Annotated in this window: 16 protein-coding genes; 9 read left to right on the top strand and 7 right to left on the bottom strand. The window is 67.8% G+C overall.

Annotated elements, in window-relative coordinates:
* Window positions 1-16: 16 nt before the first annotated feature.
* A complete protein-coding gene (locus ABH900_RS13515) occupies window positions 17-2,116 on the top strand; it encodes a glycosyl hydrolase family 18 protein (RefSeq protein ID WP_429623455.1) in 2,100 nt (699 codons plus the stop codon).
* A gap of 81 nt (window positions 2,117-2,197) precedes the next feature.
* Here ABH900_RS13515 and ABH900_RS13510 read toward each other — a convergent pair whose 3' ends face one another.
* Together ABH900_RS13510 and xerD are read right to left on the bottom strand one after the other, a co-directional pair.
* Window positions 2,198-2,968: a thioredoxin fold domain-containing protein gene (locus tag ABH900_RS13510; RefSeq protein ID WP_429623453.1), complete on the bottom strand. Its 771-nt coding sequence runs from the start codon at window positions 2,966-2,968 to the stop codon at window positions 2,198-2,200.
* A 100-nt stretch (window positions 2,969-3,068) separates the two neighbouring features.
* A complete protein-coding gene (gene xerD / locus ABH900_RS13505) occupies window positions 3,069-4,046 on the bottom strand; it encodes a site-specific tyrosine recombinase XerD (protein ID WP_429623452.1) in 978 nt (325 codons plus the stop codon).
* A 56-nt stretch (window positions 4,047-4,102) separates the two neighbouring features.
* Between xerD and ABH900_RS13500 the strand changes: the two genes are divergently transcribed.
* Complete coding sequence (locus ABH900_RS13500; RefSeq protein ID WP_429623450.1) at window positions 4,103-4,594, top strand: RDD family protein; 492 nt, start codon at window positions 4,103-4,105, stop codon at window positions 4,592-4,594.
* Window positions 4,595-4,676: 82 nt separating this feature from the next.
* Here ABH900_RS13500 and lptG read toward each other — a convergent pair whose 3' ends face one another.
* Together lptG and lptF are read right to left on the bottom strand one after the other, a co-directional pair.
* The gene (lptG, locus tag ABH900_RS13495; protein ID WP_429623448.1) at window positions 4,677-5,783 is read right to left on the bottom strand and encodes an LPS export ABC transporter permease LptG; all 1,107 of its coding nucleotides are present in this window, start codon (window positions 5,781-5,783) and stop codon (window positions 4,677-4,679) included.
* Complete coding sequence (lptF, locus tag ABH900_RS13490; RefSeq protein ID WP_429623446.1) at window positions 5,780-6,862, bottom strand: LPS export ABC transporter permease LptF; 1,083 nt, start codon at window positions 6,860-6,862, stop codon at window positions 5,780-5,782. The genes lptG and lptF overlap by 4 nt, the downstream gene beginning before the upstream one ends.
* Before the next feature lie 104 nt (window positions 6,863-6,966).
* On the opposite strand from lptF, the gene ABH900_RS13485 reads away from it, so the two are divergent.
* From ABH900_RS13485 to ABH900_RS13465, 5 genes are all read left to right on the top strand, one after another.
* Window positions 6,967-8,445, top strand: a complete 1,479-nt coding sequence (locus tag ABH900_RS13485) for a leucyl aminopeptidase (RefSeq protein WP_429623445.1) — start codon at window positions 6,967-6,969, stop codon at window positions 8,443-8,445.
* A gap of 82 nt (window positions 8,446-8,527) precedes the next feature.
* Window positions 8,528-8,953, top strand: a complete 426-nt coding sequence (locus tag ABH900_RS13480) for a DNA polymerase III subunit chi (RefSeq protein WP_429623444.1) — start codon at window positions 8,528-8,530, stop codon at window positions 8,951-8,953.
* A gap of 19 nt (window positions 8,954-8,972) precedes the next feature.
* Window positions 8,973-9,164, top strand: coding sequence for a YqaE/Pmp3 family membrane protein (locus tag ABH900_RS13475; RefSeq protein ID WP_429623443.1), 192 nt, complete (start codon window positions 8,973-8,975; stop codon window positions 9,162-9,164).
* Window positions 9,165-9,198: 34 nt separating this feature from the next.
* On the top strand, window positions 9,199-12,042 hold the full coding sequence (locus tag ABH900_RS13470; protein ID WP_429623441.1) for a valine--tRNA ligase: 2,844 nt from the start codon (window positions 9,199-9,201) through the stop codon (window positions 12,040-12,042).
* A 105-nt stretch (window positions 12,043-12,147) separates the two neighbouring features.
* A complete protein-coding gene (locus ABH900_RS13465; RefSeq protein WP_429623692.1) occupies window positions 12,148-12,969 on the top strand; it encodes an EamA family transporter in 822 nt (273 codons plus the stop codon).
* Window positions 12,970-13,034: 65 nt separating this feature from the next.
* On the opposite strand, the gene rimI is transcribed toward ABH900_RS13465, so the two are convergent.
* Genes rimI through pssA form a run of 3 tightly spaced genes read right to left on the bottom strand, consistent with a single transcriptional unit; the run spans window position 13,035 to window position 14,811 of the window.
* Entirely contained in the window at window positions 13,035-13,532 is a 498-nt protein-coding gene (rimI, locus tag ABH900_RS13460) for a ribosomal protein S18-alanine N-acetyltransferase (RefSeq protein WP_429623439.1), read from the bottom strand.
* Window positions 13,529-14,038 carry a hypothetical protein gene (locus ABH900_RS13455; protein ID WP_429623438.1) on the bottom strand — a complete coding sequence of 170 codons (510 nt, stop codon included), beginning with the start codon at window positions 14,036-14,038 and terminating at the stop codon, window positions 13,529-13,531. The genes rimI and ABH900_RS13455 overlap by 4 nt, the downstream gene beginning before the upstream one ends.
* Complete coding sequence (gene pssA / locus ABH900_RS13450) at window positions 14,035-14,811, bottom strand: CDP-diacylglycerol--serine O-phosphatidyltransferase (RefSeq protein ID WP_429623437.1); 777 nt, start codon at window positions 14,809-14,811, stop codon at window positions 14,035-14,037. The genes ABH900_RS13455 and pssA overlap by 4 nt, the downstream gene beginning before the upstream one ends.
* A gap of 80 nt (window positions 14,812-14,891) precedes the next feature.
* On the opposite strand from pssA, the gene ABH900_RS13445 reads away from it, so the two are divergent.
* Complete coding sequence (locus tag ABH900_RS13445) at window positions 14,892-15,272, top strand: DUF4124 domain-containing protein (protein WP_429623435.1); 381 nt, start codon at window positions 14,892-14,894, stop codon at window positions 15,270-15,272.
* A 639-nt stretch (window positions 15,273-15,911) separates the two neighbouring features.
* Window positions 15,912-17,615, top strand: a complete 1,704-nt coding sequence (locus ABH900_RS13440) for a proline--tRNA ligase (RefSeq protein WP_429623434.1) — start codon at window positions 15,912-15,914, stop codon at window positions 17,613-17,615.
* Window positions 17,616-17,791 lie beyond the last annotated feature (176 nt).

Below are 17,791 nucleotides of genomic sequence, written 5' to 3'. Positions count from 1 at the left end.
GATCGGAGACTTACCCATGTACGACCCGATTGTGCGCAGTGCCGAACGTGCGACCCGAAGCTGTCGTCCCCGCCACCTGGCCTGGCTGCTCGCCCTGGCCGCCGGTGCCGCCGCCCTGCCCGGCCTGGCGCAGGCTGCCAGCTGCGCCGGGGTGGCCCAATGGGACCAGGCCAAGATCTACCGGGCCGGCGATACCCTGCAGAAAGGAGGCGTCCTCTATCGGGCGAACCAGGACATCTGGAACGCGCCGCCGGACCATCCGGCCGGTGCGCCCTACTACACCAACCTCGGCGCCTGTGATGGCAGCGGCGCCAACCAGCCGCCGGTGGTCAGCCTGACCTCGCCGGCCAACGGCGCCACCTTCAGCGCCGGCAGCACGGTCAACGTGACCGCCACGGCCAGTGATCCGGACGGCAGCGTCGCCAAGGTCGAGTTCTTCCGTGACGGCAGCTCGCTGGGCGTCGCCACCGGAGCGCCGTACGCGGCCAGCTGGGCCAACGCCAGCGCGGGCAGCCACACCCTGCGTGCGGTGGCCACCGACAACAACAACGCCACCACCAGCACGCCGACCATCACCATCACTGTCAACGCCGCCGGTGGCGATACCACCGCACCGAGCGTGCCCGGTGGGCTGGCGGTGGGCACGCGTACCGCCAACAGCATCGCGCTCAGCTGGAGCCCCTCCACCGACAACACCGGTGGCAGCGGCATGGCCGGCTATGACGTGTACCGCAACGGCAGTCTGGTCGGTTCGCCGTCCAGTGCCAGCTATGTGGATGGCGGGCTGACCGCGTCCACCACCTACCGCTACCGGGTGCGTGCCCGCGACAACGCTGGCAACGCGTCGGCACAGGGCACCGAGATCAGCGCCACCACGCTGGCCGGTGACGGCGGCACCACCGGCAAGCGGGTCATCGGCTACTTCACCCAGTGGGGCATCTATGGCCGCAACTACCGGGTCAAGAACATCGACAGCAGCGGCTCGGCCGCACGCCTGACCCATATCAACTACGCCTTCGGCAACGTGCGCAACAACCGCTGCGAAGTGGGCATCACCCAGCCGTCGGATCCGAACAGCGGTGCCGGTGGCGATGCCTTCGCCGACTACACCAAGGCCTTCGGTGCAGGCGAAAGCGTGAGCGGCAGCGCCGATACCTGGGATCAGCCACTGCGCGGCAACTGGAACCAGCTCAAGCAGCTCAAGGCCAAGTACCCGGGCATGAAGGTGCTGATCTCGCTGGGTGGCTGGACCTGGTCGCGTGGCTTCTCCAGCGCGGCGCGTCCGGAAAACCGCCAGGCCTTCGTCGCCTCGTGCATCGACGCCTACATCAAGGGCAACCTGCCGGTGACCGACGGTGCCGGTGGCGCCGGTGCCGCGCTGGGCGTGTTCGACGGCATCGACATCGACTGGGAGTACCCGGTGGCGTGCGGCATCGAATGCGGCAAGCCGGAAGACAACGCCAACTTCACCGCGCTGATGGCCGAGTTCCGCCGCCAGCTCGATGCGGTGCGTCCGGGCCTGTTGCTGACGGTGGCGGTGGGTGCGGGCATCGACAAGATCCGCGTCACCGATCCGGCCGCGTACCATCCGTACCTGGACTACATCAACGTGATGACCTACGACTTCCACGGCGCGTGGGATGCGAAGACCAATCACCAGTCGGCGTTGTTCGATTCGCCGAATGATCCGTCCACCGGCGACCAGAAGCTGTACAACAGCAACGATGCCATCGAGGCCTTCATCAGCCGTGGCGTGCCTGCGGCCAAGCTCAACCTCGGCATCGGTTACTACGGGCGTGGCTGGACCGGCGTGGCCAACGCCAACAACGGCCTGTACCAGACCGCCACCGGCGCCGCACCGGGTACCTACGAGGCCGGCATCGAAGACTGGAAGGTACTGAAGAACCTGGCGTGGCCGGGCTACACCGACAACACCGCCGGTGCCACCTGGATCTACAACGGCAGCACGCTGTGGAGCTTCGACACCCCGGCCAACATCACCCGCAAGATGGGCTACGTGAAGACCCAGGGCCTGGGCGGCGCGTTTGTCTGGGAGTTCAGTGGTGACGATGCGCAGGGCACGCTGACCAAGGCGGTCAGTGATGGCTTGAAGTAGAGAAAAGGCCGGGGGCGCACTTGTGTCCCCGGCCTTGTTCGCATGATGCATCCGCCGGGCCATGCCCGGCGGCGCTCCGGGTCAGCGCTTGGCCGACAACTTTTCCAGCGCTGCACGCAGCTGCGCCGGCGGCAGGTACCCGCCCAGCTGGGTGCCATCCGGCGCGAAGATCGCCGGCGTACCGTTCACGCCCAACTGCTGGCCCAATGCGTACTGCATCGCCACCGGGTTGGTGCAGTTTTTGGCCGGCACGCTGCCACCGCGCTTGGCGTTGGTCAGCGCCTGGCGGCGATCGGCCGCGCACCAGACCGAGATCATGTCGGTGTAGTCCTTGCTGCCCAGCCCCATGCGCGGGAACGCCAGGTACTCGACGGTGATGCCGTTGCGGTTGAGCTCGGCGATGTCCTGGTGCAGCTTGCGGCAGTAGCCGCACTCGATATCGGTGAACACGCTGATGGTGTACTTCGCGTTCGGCGCGGCAAACACGATGCGGTCGCCGTGGTTGGCCTTGGCCAGCAGGCCGCGGCGGTAACCGAGCAGGCCCTCGCTGTTGGCCGGGCCCTTGGCACGGGTGTCGTAGGGCTGCGACTGGAACAGGTAGCGGCCGTCATCGGACACGTACAGCAGCTGGCCGGACACCACTACTTCGCGGAAACCGGGGAACGGCGCGGCGCCGATGTAATCCACCTGGAAGCCGGGATTCAGCGCGGTCAGCGCGGCACGCACGGCCTGGTCGGCCGAACCGTTGCCCGAAGCAGCGGCGGCAGGCGCCTTGGCCGCCGGCGGAGCCGGCTGGGCACAGGCCGTCAGGCTGAGCGCACCGAATACGGCGGCGATGGCAAATCGGAGCATGGAGCAATCCGCGATAGAAGAAGATCCCGGATTCTGACACAGCCACCGGGGACAGGCCGCGAGGCCTTGCACCACACCCGGGGGCGATTCAGCCCGCTGCTCAGCCGCGCGGATGGTGGCGGGCGTGCAGCTTCTGCAGGTGCTCGCGTGCCACCAGCGTATAGATCTGGGTGGTCGACAGCGAACTGTGGCCGAGCAGCATCTGCAGCGCGCGCAGATCGGCACCATGATTGAGCAGGTGGGTGGCAAAGCTGTGGCGCAGACCATGCGGGCTGATCCGCGCCGGATCGATGCCGGCCACCTGCGCATGGCGTTTGACCAGGTGCCAGAACGCCTGCCGGGTCAACGCGTGCAATGCTGGCTCGACGAACAGCGGCGTCTGTCCGTCGGCCAGCGCCTGCACTTTGCCCTTGCCGACCAGCAGCGGGCGCGATTGCTGCAGGTAGCGCTCCAGCCAGTGCTGTGATTCCTCGCCCAGCGGCACCAGCCGCTCCTTGCTACCCTTGCCGGTGACCCGCAACACGCCCTGGCGCAGGTTGACCGCCGTGGCCGGCAGCAGCACCAGCTCACTCACGCGCAGGCCGGCGGCATACATCAGCTCCAGCATGGCACGGTCGCGCAGCCCCAGCGGGTTGTCGATGTCCGGCGCCGCCAGCAGGGCTTCGATCTGGCTTTCGGCCAGCGCCTTGGGCAGCAGCCGGGGCAGCTTCGGCGGGTCCAGCAGGGCACTGGGGTCTTCACTGCGCTCGCCGCGGCGCATGCCATCGGCGAAGAACGCGCGCAGTGCGGACAGCAGGCGCGCATTGCTGCGTGGCGACCAGCCATGGCGGGTGCGCCAGGCCAGGTAGTCGAACAGCCCGGGGCGCTCGATGCCGGCCAGGCCACCGTCGCGTCCATCCACCCAGCGCGCCAGCCCTTCCAGATCGCGCCGGTAGCTGTCGAGGGTGGCGCGGGCCAGGCCGTTCTCGGCCCAGATCGCATCGAGGAAGCGCTGGATCCGCACGCTGTCGTCTGCGCGCAGCCCGGGCAGCTGCTGGACCAGTTGGCGGCGTTCAGCGGGAGTGGAAACAAGAGCCATGCGTGCAGGATACGAGGGCCACTGCGGGCACGGCCAGCATTGCGTATGCTCGGTGCATGTCCCGCCCCGCCATCGACGCCGCCCCAGTGGCCGCCACCGAAATGCCCCGCCCACGCGCACTGCTGCCGTGGCGCCTGCTGGCGATGGTTTACGACGCACTGCCGGTACTGGCGCTGTGGATGCTGGCCGGCACGCTGTTCACCCTGGCCTACACCTTCAGCGGCCACGCGCAGCGCGAGAACATTGCGCCGTTCAGTGCCTGGCAGTGGCTGCTGTGGGCGGTGTGCTGGGCGACCACCGGGGCTTATGCCACGGCCAGCTGGCGCCGTGGCGGGCAGACGCTGGGCATGCGCCCGTGGCGGTTGAAGCTGGAATCGATCGATGGCGCTCCGCTGCGTCGCGGCCAGCTGTGGCTGCGCTTCGCGGTGGGCACGCTGTCACTGCTGCTGGGCGGGCTGGGGTTCTGGTGGGCGTGGGCCGATCGCCAGCGCCTGACCTGGCATGACCGCGCCAGCGGCACGCGACTGGTGCGCATGCCGAAGCGATGATGCACGCTCCGTAGAGTCGAGTCGTGCTCGACTTATACGCGCAGCGCGGAAAACAGCCGGGCATGGCCCGGCGCTACCGGCATCAGCCCGATTTTCGCCGGAACAGCAGTGCGGACACCGCCAGCATCACGATCGGCGGCAGCGCATAGGCAATGCGATAGTCGAACTTCAACGCGCCGGCCATGCGGCCGAAGAACAGCTGCAGCAGCCAGAAGCCCAGCGCGAACAGGATGCCCAGGAACAGTCGCTTGCCCATGCCGCCGCTGCGCAGCGAGCCGAACGCGAACGGCACCGCCGCCAGGCACAGCGCCAGCACGTTCACCGGGTAGAACCAGCGGCTCCAGTACACATCCTCGAAGTCGCGCGCATCCAGGCCGTTGCGCTGGCGGTAGGCAATGCTGGTGCTCAGCTCGGCCACGCTGAGGTTGCGCGGCTTGGCGATGCCGGTGGCCAGCGCCGCCGGGTCCAGCTTTGAATGCCAGGGTTCGCGCGCCACTTCCTCGCGGGTGGCCGAGCGTTCGCCAAAGGTGTCTCGGCGCACGCCGGTCAGCACCCAGCCCTCCTTGTCGTGCTCGACAGTGGCGGCGTGGGTCAGCGACGCGATCTGGCCGTCCGCGGCGATCCGGTACAGGCGCACGTCGCGCAGGATCAGGCGCGTGCCCTTGTCACCGACCAGCTGCTCTTCGCCGCTCTGCGCGTTGAGGAAGGTATCGCCCTCGCGTGCCCACAGGCCGGAATAACGGGTGGTGGAGATATCCCGCCCCCACTTGGCGCTGGACTTCAGCGCATCGGCGCGGTCCTGGCCCCACGGCCCCAGCGTCTCGGCACTGAGCACCATCACCGCGGTCAGCAGCGACAGCGCGATCGCCACCGACAGGCTCAGGCGCTTGCGCGACAGGCCCAGCGCACGCAGGGCGGTCAGCTCGGAGGTCGCCGCCAGCTGGCCCAGGCCCATCAGCGCACCGATCACCGCAGCGGTCGGGAACATCGTGTAGGCGCGGCGCGGCACGGTATACAGCACCCACGCGGCCGCATGACCCAGGGTGTAGCCGTTCTTGCCGATGTCCTTGAACTCGCCGGAGAAGGCCATCACCACGTCCAGGCCGACCAGTACCGCCCAGGTCAACAGCACCGTGGTGAACACCGAGCGACCCAGGTACAGGTCGAAACGCATCGGGCGCAGCCTCATGCGCGGGCTCCCTTCGGGCGGGCCAGGCGGCCATCACGCGCATACATCCAGATCGCCAGCGCCAGCAGTGGCAGGGTCAGCCACCACAGGCCGAGCGCGGGCGGAATCTTGCCGTTGGCGATCCAGCCGCTGCCAATGAACATCAGGTTGGTACCCACCATGTAGGCCATCAGCGCCAGCATCATGCGCCCGTAGCGCTGCTGGCGCGGCGAGCTGCGGCCCAGCGGCACGGTCAGCAGGGCAAAGGCCAGTGCGATCAGCGGCGGCGCCAGGCGGCGGTGCAGCTGCGCCTGCGCCTGCGGGCGCGCATCACCGATCAGCTTCAGGGTCGGCATCAGTTCCGGGTCATCCTCGGTTCGGGTCTGCGCGCCGTCGGGCAGGGCTACGTCGTTGCGGGCGAAGGTCGCCAGGCGGTAATCCAGCGCGCCGGCGACCGGCCCTTCCACCTGGTGGCCGTCATCGAGCTCGAGGAAGCGCTGGCGCGTGCCCTCGAAGAACATGCGGCCGCCGTTGGCTGACACCACTTCCAGGCGGTCGTCCTTCTGCCGCTGCATGAACACCTTGCCCAGCTGGGTGCCGTCCGGCGAGATCGAGGACAGATAGACCACGCCGCCATTGGGCAGTGGGGTGAAGCGGCCCGGCTCCAGGCCGGCCATCAGCACGCTGCGGTTGGCCTCCAGGATCATCTGCTCGGCCACCCGGCCGGCCCAGGGGCCCAGCCACAGCGAGCAGGTGCCCACCAGCAGCACCACCGGCACCACCAGCATCAGCAGCGGCCGCAGCAGGCGCTTGGGGCCCACGCCAATGGCGGTGATCACCGCCATTTCCGAGTCGCGGTACAGCCGGGCGATGGCCAGCAGCAGGCCCAGCATCAGCGCCAGCGGCAGGATCAATGGCAGGTAGGCGATGAACTGCAGCCCCAGCTGGGAGAACAGCAGCTTGGCCGGCAGGCGCCCATCGGCAATGTTGCCAAGGATGTCCACCAGCACGCCGCCCACGCTGACCACCAGCAGGACGATCAGGGTAGCCAGGAAACTCTGGACGAAATCGCCCAGCAGGTATCGGTCGAGCTTCAGCATGGGGCGGTGGTTTAAACTCTGGGGTTCGTTCGCGGTGCCGCCCAGTCTACTGTCTGGGCGTAAACGGCCTGCGATTGTACGGACTCGCCAATGGAATCTGCTCAATGGCCCTCGAATTCACCCTGAACCACGTTGCTCCGGCCGCCGCCACCGTTGATTGCCTGGTGGTAGGCGCATATGCCGACCATACCCTGACCCCGGCCGCGCAGGCCCTGGATGTCGCCACTGGCGGCCGCCTGGCCGCCCTGGCCCAGCGCGGTGACCTGTCCGGCAAGACCGGCGCCACCACCCTGCTGCATGACCTGCCGGGCGTGACCGCCCCGCGCGTACTGGTGGTCGGCCTCGGCGAAGCGGCCCGCTTCGGCGTGCCGCAGTACCTGAAGGCCGTTGGCGACGCCGTGCGCGCGCTGAAGGCCGGCGCCGCCCGCAGCGCGCTGTTCACCCTGTCCGAAGTGGCGGTGAAGGACCGCGACGCAGCCTGGGCGATCCGCCAGGCGGTGATCGCCGCCGATCACGCCGCCTACCGCTATACCGCCACCCTGGGCAAGAAGAAGGCCGACGATGCCGGCCTGACCCAGCTGGCCGTTGCCGGTGACGACGCCCAGGCCCTGGCCCAGGGCCAGGCCATCGCCGCCGGTGTCGAGTTCGCCCGCGAGCTGGGCAACCTGCCGCCGAACTACTGCACCCCGGCCTACCTGGCCGAGGTGGGCGTGAAGTTCGCCGGCGAGCATGAGGGCGCCGAAGCGGAGATCCTCGACGAGCACCAGATGGAAGCGCTGGGCATGGGCTCACTGCTGGCCGTGGCCCGTGGCTCGGCCAACCGCCCGCGCCTGGTCGTGCTGAAGTGGACCAATGGCGGCGACGCCAAGCCGTACGTGCTGGTCGGCAAGGGCATCACCTTCGATACCGGTGGCGTCAACCTGAAGACCCAGGGCGGCATCGAAGAGATGAAGTACGACATGTGTGGCGGCGCCAACGTCATCGGCACCTTCGTCGCTGCGGTCAAGGCCAAGCTGCCGCTGAACCTGGTGGTGGTGGTGCCGGCGGTGGAGAACGCCATCGACGGCAACGCCTACCGTCCGTCCGACGTGATCACCTCGATGGCAGGCAAGACCATCGAAGTCGGCAACACCGACGCCGAAGGCCGCCTGATCCTGTGCGACGCGCTGACCTACGCGCAGCGTTTCGAGCCGGCCGCGCTGGTCGACGTCGCCACCCTGACCGGTGCCTGCATGGTTGCCCTCGGCCACCAGACCGCCGGCCTGATGAGCAAGCACGACGACCTGGCCAACGAACTGCTGGCCGCCGGCGAGCACGTGTTCGACCGCGCCTGGCGCCTGCCGCTGTGGGACGAGTACCAGCCGATGCTGGATTCGAGCTTCGCCGACGTCTACAACATCGGCGGCCGCTGGGCTGGTGCGATCACCGCTGGCTGCTTCCTGTCGCGCTTCACCGAAGGCCAGCGCTGGGCCCATCTGGACATCGCCGGCGTGGCCAGCGACGAAGGCAAGCGTGGCATGGCCACCGGCCGCCCGGTCGGCCTGCTGAGCCAGTGGCTGCTGGACCAGGTCGCCCGCGCCTGATGCCGTACCCGACCCTGGCCGGCACCCGCCGGCCAGGGCCTCGCCCGGTACCCCCGGGCTCCTGCCTGACCCGGACCCTGCCATGCCCCGCGCCGATTTCTACCTGATCGCCAAGCCCCGCTTCCTGACCGAGCCGCTGCGCCTGGTCTGCGAGCTGGCGCGCAAGGCCAACGACGCCGGGTTGTTCACCCTGGTGCTGGCCCGTGACCAGGCCCAGGCCGAGGAGCTGGACGAACTGCTGTGGGCATTCGACGACGATGCCTACATCCCGCACCAGATCGCCGGTGAGGACATGGACGAGGAAGAAGCGCTGGTGCTGATCGCCGTGCCCGGCACCGAGGCACCGGCCCGCCCGTTGGTGATCAACCTGCGCGACGACCCCTGGCTGGGCCAGTGCGAGCGTGTGCTGGAAGTGGTCCCGGCCGACCCGGAAGCGCGCGAACCGCTGCGCGAACGCTGGCGCCAGTACAAGGCCGCCGGTTACGACCTCAGCAAACACGACATGTAAGTCCAGCGAGGACCCCTTGATGCGCCTGTTGATCGCCCTGATTCTTCCCTGGCTGTCCTTTTTCACCATCGGCCGACCGCTGGCCGGCATCGTCTGCCTGATCCTGCAGATCACCCTGATCGGCTGGCTGCCCGCCGCCATCTGGGCCGCCTATTCGGTCAGCCAGTACCACACCGACCAGAAGATCCGGCGCACCCTCGGGTCGCGCTGATCTCCCTTCCCGCCTTGATTACCGGTTCCCCCGCATGACCCAACTCGCCTCCAGCTACGACCCGAAGTCCTTCGAGACCGACCTCTACGAGGCCTGGGAGAAGGCCGGCCATTTCAAGCCGTCCGGCACGGGCGAGCCGTACACCATCCTGCTGCCGCCGCCGAACGTGACCGGCACCCTGCACATGGGCCATGCCTTCCAGCAGACCCTGATGGACGCGCTGGTGCGCTACCACCGCATGCGCGGCTACGACACGCTGTGGCAGGTCGGTACCGACCACGCCGGCATCGCCACCGAGATGGTGGTCAGCCGCAACCTGACGCTGGAAGGCAACGGCGAGACCCGCGACTCGCTGGGCCGCGAGGGCTTCATCGGCAAGGTCTGGGAGTGGAAGCAGCAGTCCGGCGACACCATCGAGCGCCAGATGCGCCGCCTCGGCACCTCCGCCGACTGGTCGCGCAGCACCTTCACCATGGACCCGCAGCCGTCGGCCGCGGTCAACGAAGCCTTCGTGCGCTGGTACGAACAGGGCCTGATCTACCGCGGCCAGCGCCTGGTCAACTGGGACCCGGTGCTGAAGACCGCCATTTCCGACCTGGAAGTGGAGAGCGCCGAGGAAGACGGCTTCCTGTGGTCGATCGCCTACACGCTGGATGACGGCCTGAGCTACGAGCACGTCGAGCGCGATGCCGACGGCGTGGAAACCCTGCGCGAAACCCGCGACTACCTGGTGGTTGCCACCACCCGCCCGGAGACCCTGCTGGGTGATACCGCGGTGATGGTGCACCCGGAAGACGAGCGCTATGCGCACCTGATCGGCAGGAGCGTGGTGCTGCCGCTGACCGGCCGCCGCGTGCCGGTGATTGCCGACGATTATGTCGACCGCGCGTTCGGCACCGGCGTGGTCAAGGTCACCCCGGCGCACGATTTCAACGACTATGAAGTCGGTGTGCGCCACAGCCTGCCGATGATCAACCTGTTCACCCCGGTGGCGGCGCTGAACGAGAACGCGCCGGACCGCCTGCAGGGCCTGGATCGCTACGAAGCCCGAAAGGCCGTGCTGGCCGAACTGGAAGACCTCGGCATCCTGGTCGAGACCAAGGCGCACAAGCTGCAGGTGCCGCGCGGCGACCGTACCGGCCAGGTGATCGAGCCGTACCTGACCGACCAGTGGTTCGTGAAGATGGACGACCTGGCCAAGCGTGGCCTGGCGCTGGTCGAAGACGGCTCGATCTCGTTCGTGCCGCCGAACTGGATCAACACCTACCGCCACTGGATGAACAACATCCAGGACTGGTGCATCAGCCGCCAGCTGTGGTGGGGCCATCGCATCCCGGCGTGGTTCGATGCCGCCACCGGCAGCTGCTACGTCGGTCGCAGCGAAGAGGAAGTGCGCGCGAAGAACAACTTCGGCAGCGACGTGGTGCTGAACCAGGAAAGCGACGTGCTGGAGACCTGGTTCTCCTCGCAGCTGTGGCCGTTCTCCACCCTGGGCTGGCCGAACGAGCAGGCCATGGCCGAACGTGGCTTCGACCGCTACCTGCCGTCGTCGGTGCTGATCACCGGCTTCGACATCATCTTCTTCTGGGTGGCGCGCATGATCATGGCCACCGACAACCTGGTCGGGCAGATCCCGTTCAAGGACGTCTACTTCACCGGCCTGATCCGCGACGGCCAGGGCCAGAAAATGTCCAAGAGCAAGGGCAACGTGCTCGATCCGCTGGACATCATCGACGGCATCACCATCGACGACCTGGTCGCCAAGCGCACCGGCGGCCTGATGCAGCCGAAGATGGTGGAGAAAATCGAGAAGGCCACCCGCAAGGAGTTCCCGGACGGCATCGCCGCCCACGGTGCCGATGCGCTGCGCTTCACCATCGCCGCGCTGGCCACCCACGGCCGCGACATCAAGTTCGACATGAACCGCGCCGAGGGCTACAAGAACTTCTGCAACAAGCTGTGGAACGCCAGCCGCTTCACCCTGATGAACACCGAGGGGGCCGCGTTCACCGGCGTGCCGACGCCGCGCACCGATGCCGAGCGCTGGATCCTTTCGCGCCTGGCGGCGGTGTCGGCCGAGGCGCAGGGCCACTACGCCAACTACCGCTTCGACCTGCTCGCGCAGTGCCTGTACGAATTCGCCTGGAACGAGTTCTGCGACTGGTTCCTGGAACTGAGCAAGCCGGCCCTGAACGGCGCTGACGCTGCCGACGCCGAAAGCACCCGCCACACGTTGCTGTATGTGCTGGAAGCACTGCTGCGCCTGCTGCACCCGCTGACTCCGTTCATCACCGAACAGCTGTGGCAGCAGCTGGCCCCGCGCCTGGGCCTGGCCGAGACCACGCTGTCGCTGCGCCCGTACCCGACCGCCGCCGAGTTCGAGGGTGATTTCGCCCAGGCCGAGGCCGACGTGGAATGGCTGAAGGCGGTGATCAGCGCAGTGCGCCGTGTGCGCAGCGAGTTGAACGTCGCCCCGTCCAAGCTGGTTCCGCTGCGCCTGCAGGCCGGGCTGGAACATGCCGGGCAGAGCCAGGACCGCGTGCGCATCGAACGCTTCAGTGCCTCGCTGTCGTTCCTGCTGAAACTGGGCAGCATCCAGTGGCTGGTCGAGGGCGAAAGCGCGCCGCCGGCCGCCGCCGCGATCGTGGGCGAGCTGAAGCTGCTGGTACCGCTGGAAGGCCTGGTCGATCTCGATGCCGAGCGCGCGCGCCTGGACAAGGAAATCGCCCGCGTGGAAGCCGAAAAGGAAAAGAGCGAGGCCAAGCTGGCCAAGTTCACCGACAAGGTGCCGCCGGCCGTGGTCGAGCAGGAACGTGTGCGCCTGGTCGACTGGAACACCCAGCTGACCGGCCTGCGCGAGCAGCGCGCGAAGCTGTAACACCGCGCTGGTGGGTGCGGACCTCGGTCCGCACTGAGCGATGTGCCAACCAAGGTTGGCACCCACCAAACCCGGAACCTTTCCCCCGCATGGCATCATCGCGTGATGCCGCTTTCCATCTTCCTGTTGGTCCTCGCCGCCGCGGCACTGCATGCCAGCTGGAATGCGATCGTCAAGCGCGGGCCGGACAAGTTCCTCGGCACCGTGCTGGTCACCGGCAGCGCCGCGCTGCTGTCCGCCGCCGTCCTGCCCTTTCTGCCCTTTCCCGCCGCCCACAGCTGGCCATGGCTGGGGGTATCGGTGCTGCTGCAGGTGACCTATTACGGCCTGGTCGCGCGCTGCTACCAGCAGGTCGACATGAGCCTGGCCTATCCACTGATGCGTGGCAGTGCGCCGATCCTGGTCGCGCTGGCAGGCACCGTGCTCGGCGAGCCCCTGCCGCCTGCGGCATGGCTGGGGGTGGTGCTGGTCAGCACCGGCATCCTGTGCATGGCGCTGGGTGCGCGTGGTGGCCAGCTTGGCCTGCCACTGCTGACCGCCGCGATGATTGCCACCTACACCCTGGTCGATGCACAGGGCGCACGGCTGTCCGGCAGCGCGCTGAGCTATACCCTGTGGCTGTTCCTGCTGTCGGGCATCCCGTTGCCGCTGTGGGCGCTGTACACCCGACGCGGCGCCGTGCGCGCCTATGCGCGCCAGCATTGGCTGCTCGGCCTGGCCGGTGGCGTCGGCACCACGGCCTCCTATGCGATGGCCTTGTGGGCGATGACCCAGGTACCGGTTGCGATGGTCTCCGCATTACGCGAATCCTCGATCCTGTTCGCGCTGCTGATCTCGGTGTTCCTGCTGCGCGAACGGATTCCGCGTGCCCGCTGGCTGGCAGCAACGTTGATCGTCGGCGGCGTGCTGGCGTTGCGATCAGCATAACGGTGGCGCCGGGCCGCGCACGGCGAGCGCAGTAGTGCCGGCCGCTGGCCGGCAACCCTTCTCCGTTACAGCGGTGGCATCGTCTGCAGATCGCCGTCAACCAGTTCCATCGCCATCACCACCGCGTCTTCGCGCCCCTGCGCGGCCGGGTAGTAACGCGGGCGGCGGCCGATCTCGTTGAAGCCTTCGCTGTGGTACAGCGCCAGTGCCGGCGTGTTGGACGGCCGCACTTCCAGGAACACACGCTGCACGCCACGGTCGCCGGCCAGTTGCACCAGTGCGCGCAGCAGCTGTCGGCCCAGCCCGCGCGACTGCACCAGCGGGTCGATGCAGATGTTCAGCACGTGGGCTTCGTCGGCAGCGATGCTGAGCACGCCGTATCCGATCAACTGGCCATCACGCTCCATGGCCAGGCCGGGGTAACCGGCACGCAGGCAGTCGATGAAGATGCCGCGGGTCCAGGGAAAGGGATAGCCGCGCAGTTCGATCGCCATCACCGCGTTCAGATCGCTCTCGCGCAGTGCTCGCAGGCTGACCGGGCCGGGCAGGCTGACCGCACTCATGCCGTTCCCCGCTTGCGCAGGCTGCGCAGCTGCGGCCACAACGCGCGCTTGGCGGCCGGATCACGGCGCAGCTGGTCCAGCGGCCAGCTGTCCATCAACGCCTGCGTGGCCGGATCGTTCGGGTTGCAGCCGGACGCGCGCAACAGGGCAATCTGCAGCCGATCCGGCAGGCGCACCACCGGCTCGCGGGCATTGCCGCCAGTCAACGGACGGGACGGTGCGGGTGCGGTATCCGGGGCGGTGACCGGGGTCTCGCGACGGGGCGGTGCCGGGCGTTCCTGCCGGGCCGCGGGTGCAGTTCCGGCGGAGACGTCGCGCACCGGCGCCGCGTTCGCCCGGACCGGTTCCGGTTCCGGCGCGGCGCTGGCCTCGGCTTCGGCCACGCTCAGCTGCAGCGCGGCATCCAGCTCGGCAGCCAGCTGGCCGTCGTGGTAGACGGTGTAGCCCATGGCCTGCAGCCAGGCCTGCTGGGCCGGAGACCACAGCACGGGCAGATCCTGGCTCACGCGGCCTCGGGCTTCTTGCGCAGGCGCTGCACGGCCCACATCACCGGGCCGGACAGGGCATACAGGATGCCCACCGCGAACAGCACGCGCGGCAGGTCGATCACCGCGATGGCGATGGCCACCGGCACCAGTGCCAGCACCAGGAACGGTACGCGGTCGGAACGGCCGCCCTTGGCCGCACCGCCCTTGAAACTCCAGAAGCGGATGCGGCTGACCATCAGCAGCGCGGCAATGAGGGTCACCACCAGCGCCACGTAGCGCAGCTGGTTGCCGTCCCAGCCCAGGTTGCCGTCGGCGAAGGCCCAGACGAAGGACATCATCAGGCCGGCCGCAGCCGGGCTGGCCAGGCCGACGAACCAGCGCTTGTCGACCACTGCCACCTGGGTATTGAAGCGGGCCAGGCGCAGCGCCGCGCAGGCGGCGTACAGGAAGGCCACCGCCCAACCGACGCGGCCCAGCAGCGGGTCGTCGAACTTCAGCCACGACAGCGACCAGTGGTACATCACCAGTGCCGGTGCCATGCCGAAGCTGACCAGGTCGGCCAGCGAATCGTACTGCACGCCGAATTCGCTGCTGGTGCCGGTCAGGCGTGCCACACGCCCGTCCAGGCCATCCATCACCGCCGCTACGAACACGGCAATGCTGGCGTTGACGAAATCCCCGTTGGCCGCGGCGATGATCGCGTAGAAGCCGGCGAACAGGCCGGCGGTGGTGAACAGGTTGGGCAGCAGGTAAATCGTGCGCGAGCGCGGCGGCGGTGTGATCGGGTCCATGGAATCCAGTTTAATCGACTTGCCAGCGGTCGGCGCCAATGCTGCAATCGGCGTTCTACGCCCATTCTGCGGAGTTTGCCATGCGTGCCCTGTCCTGCCTTGGATGCCTGCTGCTGTTGGCCAGTGCCAGCGGCGCCATGGCTGGCCCGGTGTACAAGTGGAAGGACGCCAATGGCGTGACCCAGTATTCGGAGACGCCGCCGGCGGGCAAGAAGTATGAAACCCGCGAGCAGGCCCGTACCCCGCAGGCCGCAGCCAGCACCGGGACACCGGCCGCGCCGGTCCCTGAGCGGTGCAGCACCGCCCGCGCCAATCTGGCCCTGCTGGACGGTGGCGGCCAGGTGATGCAGGACACCGATGGCGACGGCAAGCCCGATACCCCCTTGACCCCGGAGCAGCACACCGCGCAGAAGGGATTGGCGGAGGCGGCCATCAAGGCTTACTGCCCACCGGCCGGTTAAGGGGGTCGGCAGGGCTGCGCCCTGCACCCGCAGAAGCAACAGCAACAGCAACAGCAACAGCAACAGCAACAGCAAGAGCAAGAGCAACAGCAACAGCAAGAGCAAGAGCAACAGCCGGCTCTGGGCTTTCTGTGGGTTTGGCGGGGCGGTGTCGGATTGCGGGGACGCCGTAAACCCATCCCTGGGGGCTTGGCCGCGGCATCCATGCCGCGGACACCCCGCAATCCGACACCGCCCCGCCTTCGACAGGTTCCTGGTGACGGTGGTAGATCCACGCCATGCGTGGATGAAATCTGTCAGATCTCGAATTGAATCCGGGGTCCGATCCGTTTTCCTGCGGAAAACGGATCTGACCCCAATGGCTTTCCGACAGATCACGGAAAACTGTCGAAGGCGGGGTGGGTCCGGTTGCGGGGGCGTGAGCGCCATGGATGGCGCGACCGAGCCTACAGGGACGTATTTACGGCGTCCCCCGCAACCGGACCCACCCCGCCATCCCACGGGAAGCCCGCCTTTGCCGTTGCTTCGGCAGTTGCAGTTGACGTTGCTTGAGGCGGGTGCAGGGCGCAGCCCTGCCAGTACCCCCCACCCCGGCCGGGCTGGCAGAATAGAGGTCTCTGCCGTTATCCGAAGCCGACGATGCGCCTCTCCCAGTTCCACCTGCACACCACCAAGGAAACCCCCAGCGACGCCGAGCTGACCAGCCATCGGCTGATGCTGCGCGCGGGCATGATCCGCAAGCTGGCTTCGGGCCTGTACACCTGGTCGCCGCTGGGCCTGCGTGTGCTGCGCAAGGTTGAACGCATCGTGCGCGAGGAAATGGACCGGGCCGGTGCCGTGGAATTCCAGATCCCGACCATCCAGCCGAAGGAACTGTGGGAGCAGACCGGGCGCTGGCAGAAGTTCGGACCGCAGCTGCTCAAGATCAAGGACCGCAAGGACCAAGTGTTCTGCTACAGCCCGACCGCTGAAGAAGCGGCCTGCGACTTCGCGCGCAGCGAGCTGTCCAGCTACAAGCAGCTGCCGGTGAACTTCTATCAGGTGCAGACCAAGTTCCGCGACGAGATCCGCCCGCGCTTCGGCGTGATGCGTTCGCGCGAATTCCTGATGAAGGACGCCTATTCGTTCCACCTGCACGACGAGTGCCTGGTGCGCGAATACGAGAACATGAAGTCGGCCTACAGCCGCATCTTCACCCGCCTCGGCCTCGACTTCCGCATGGTGCAGGCCGACTCCGGTGCGATCGGTGGCGATGCGTCGCAGGAGTTCCACGTGATCGCCGATTCCGGCGAGGACGCATTGGTGTTCTCCACCGGTTCGGACTACGCGGCCAACATGGAAGCAGCGATCGCTGCCGATCCGGCCCCGCGTGCGGCCGCCACCGAAGCGATGCGCAAGGTGGATACCCCTACCCAGAAGACCTGCGAGGACGTCGCGGCCCTGCTTGGCATCGACCTGCAGCGCACCGTGAAGTCGGTGGCGCTGATCGCCGGCGAAGGCGAGGCGCAGCAGTTCGTGCTGGCACTGGTACGCGGTGACCACGAGGTCAACGAGATCAAGCTGGCCAAGGTTGCCGGCCTGGATGAGCAGCGCTTTGCCAGCGAAGCGGAAATCGCCGCGCACCTGGGCAGCGTGCCGGGCTTCCTCGGCCCGGTCGGCCCGGCCAAGGCCATCCGTGTGGTGGCCGATCGCGAAGTGGCGGCGATGTCCGATTTCGTCGTCGGCGCCAACGAGGCCGGCTTCCACCTGGCCGGCGTCAACTGGGGCCGCGACCTGGCGGAACCGGAAGTGGCCGACATCCGCAATGTGCGCGCCGGCGACCGTGCGCTGGATGGTGGCGAGCTGAAGATCGCCCGCGGCATCGAAGTCGGCCACGTGTTCCAGCTCGGCCGCAAGTACGCCGAAGCACTGGACGCCACCGTGCTGGACGAGAACGGCAAGGCAGCGGTGATGGCAATGGGCTGCTATGGCATCGGCATCTCGCGCGTGGTGGCCGCCGCGATCGAACAGAACCATGACGATGCCGGCATCATCTGGCCGGACGCGATGGCGCCGTGGCAGGTAGTGGTGTGCGTGATCAACCCGAAGGGCGACGCCGCCGTGGCTGACGCCGCCACCCACCTTCTGCAGGAACTGCGCGATGCCGGCCTGGACGCGGCACTCGACGACCGTGGCCTGCGCCCGGGCGCGATGTTCGCCGACATGGAACTGATCGGCATTCCGCACCGCGTGGTGGTCAGCGAGCGTGGGCTGGCCGCGGGTACCTATGAGTACCGCTCGCGCCGCGCCAGCGAAGCGGAGAGCCTGGACAAGGCAACCCTGCTGCAGCGCCTGCAGGGCTGACGTGGAAAGACCGGGGCATGCCCCGGTCTTTTTTTGCCCGCGCCGCACCCGGCGAATATTGCAGCGGACATAATCCGGTCAAAATAGCGGCGATGCAGCCGGCAGGCTGCCATGCCATGTCCTGCCTGCATTTGTGCTCGGAATAATTCATCTCTATTCTGTTCGCCGACGCCATG

Origin of the sequence: Stenotrophomonas sp. AN71 (assembly GCF_050435725.1) — a bacterium.
Lineage (GTDB): Bacteria > Pseudomonadota > Gammaproteobacteria > Xanthomonadales > Xanthomonadaceae > Stenotrophomonas.
Note: the sequence above shows the minus strand (reverse complement) of the source record. Positions and strands in the feature narration are given on the sequence as shown.